The organism is Trichlorobacter sp., assembly GCF_030247655.1.
Lineage (GTDB): Bacteria > Desulfobacterota > Desulfuromonadia > Geobacterales > Pseudopelobacteraceae > Trichlorobacter.
This window is the reverse complement of the sequence record NZ_JAOTRZ010000353.1, coordinates 1-1,771: the sequence shown is the minus strand read 5'-3', so window position 1 is coordinate 1,771 and position 1,771 is coordinate 1. Positions and strand designations below refer to the sequence as shown.

3 protein-coding genes are annotated in these 1,771 nt (G+C 44.0%); 1 reads left to right on the top strand and 2 read right to left on the bottom strand.

Features of this window, described 5'->3' with window-relative positions; genetic code table 11:
- The coding region (locus OEL57_RS16610) for a flagellin (RefSeq protein WP_300742044.1) at positions 1-766 on the top strand (766 nt) is incomplete at its 5' end.
- Positions 767-875: 109 nt separating this feature from the next.
- On the opposite strand, the gene OEL57_RS16605 is transcribed toward OEL57_RS16610, so the two are convergent.
- A complete protein-coding gene (locus tag OEL57_RS16605) occupies positions 876-1,385 on the bottom strand; it encodes a hypothetical protein (RefSeq protein WP_300742042.1) in 510 nt (169 codons plus the stop codon).
- A gap of 1 nt (position 1,386) precedes the next feature.
- On the bottom strand, positions 1,387-1,689 hold the full coding sequence (locus OEL57_RS16600; protein ID WP_300742039.1) for a hypothetical protein: 303 nt from the start codon (positions 1,687-1,689) through the stop codon (positions 1,387-1,389).
- Positions 1,690-1,771: the final 82 nt, after the last annotated feature.

The following is a 1,771-nucleotide window of genomic DNA, read 5'->3' as shown; positions in this document are numbered from 1 at the left end:
TCGCATTGCCAACGCTACGGACTTCAACGGTATTTATCTTTTAAATGGAAACCTTGCTAGCGATACATTTGATGGAACAGGAGTCAATTCCACAGGTAAGCTCAAGGTTCATTTCGGTACTGGCAACGACAGCGCCTGCGACTATTATTATATCCAAATTGGTTGTTGTACGGCAGATAATTTAATTGGTGCGAGTGCTAGCGCGGAGGCCAAATTTGTGGCCGCCAATGATTTAACTTTACAAGAGACGGGTAACTGGGGCGGGTTACCTCTAGGCTTGCATAATATTCCGACAAATGTGCAAGCTCAATTCAATCCAACAGATATGTACCGTTTGTATTTTAATCCAGCGTACACAATTTGGTATGCCATTGGGAAAGATAAACATAATAACATGCATGCATTAAAGTTTGATATAAACACTCAGAATTATGTGAGCGATCAAATTATACCGCAATTCGGGTTATGCATCTCTACTCAGGCCCTGGCAGCGTCTGCCCTGAGTGCTATCAACACCGCCATCGTGTCCAAAGACAAGATCAGGGCCAATCTTGGAGCCATGCAAAATAGGCTCGAAAACACGATATCCAATCTTCAGATTCAATCAGCGAATCTTCAAGCTGCTGAATCACAGATATCTGATACGGATGTAGCCCAAGAAATGACGGCGTTTGTAAAAAATCAAATCCTATCTCAATCCGCAACTGCCATGCTAGCGCAAGCGAATTCTTTGCCAAAGATAGCGCTTCAGCTTATTACTGGATAAAACCAGTTGTGTGTGCATAAGCTGTTTAAATGCGCGTCGCAGCTATTTCATCTGAAAATCGTATAGAATTGCCGCGTGGCATGTCGAACCCATCTGGCGCAACTTGCCGTTAAAACTGATCCTTCTTCGCTCCACCTTTCTCTTTCAAGTACGTCTCGTACTCTCTCTCCGTTATCTTATACGTATACGTAATCTCAGAAGCAGAAGAATCCACGTCAATAAAGAAAACCAATTTTACGCGTTTCCAATTCCAAGTCCCTATATATTGTTCCAAAGAATCTTCTACAGAAGTACATTCTCCATACTTCTGCTTGAACATGTTAAAAACTTGTCCAGGGTTGCAGGAAGAGAAAGTCATATTTACTTTGTAAATTCTTCCGTTGAAGCCTTCGTAAGTCAAAGTGTCGAGTTTGCAGTCACCGATAGTCATCTCGTCACCGGCTTTCTTGAAAACGTCGATCTTCTCATCTCTTGAATACTGTTTTGTCATTCCGGTAATCGCAGAGTAGTAGGTGTCCCATTCGATGCCACGAAAGTTCAACGGCTCCGTACTCCTTTGAGCAAAACAGGGTAACGGCAACAGCAGCAAAAAAACCAAACAAACAACAGCTCTGCTCATTTTAGTTCATCCTCCGAACCAGAATCTTCTTTCCGACACCACTGACGAGTAAGTAGTAGTGCCGTCTGTCCTTGATGATCGTACACAGCGGGCTATTTAAATCTTTGTCGTAGCTGAAAGCGCTTCCTAGAGTTTCAAAGACTTCACCTGTCGCCATTTTGACGATCGTTCCTGTCTGTATCCCGTCCTTTTCCTTGAACGTATTCAGGCACTGGCTGTACTTGATGTTGTCGTCAGCCAGTCCCGGAGCAGGAACGAGTAAGGACAGCGCGATAAGGGTGGAACCAACAAGTTGAAATTTCATGGTATTTCTCCTCGGTTTCTACCACCCTCCCAGCCGGCGGTATGACTTTTCCCACAGTCGATCCCGGGAATCATGTCTATAT

What these genes read in the sequence shown, in the direction of transcription:
- OEL57_RS16600 (WP_300742039.1), bottom strand. Translation starts at nt 1,689, where the DNA reads ATGAAATTTCAACTTGTTGGTTCCACCCTTATCGCGCTGTCCTTACTC.
- OEL57_RS16605 (WP_300742042.1), bottom strand. Translation starts at nt 1,385, where the DNA reads ATGAGCAGAGCTGTTGTTTGTTTGGTTTTTTTGCTGCTGTTGCCGTTA.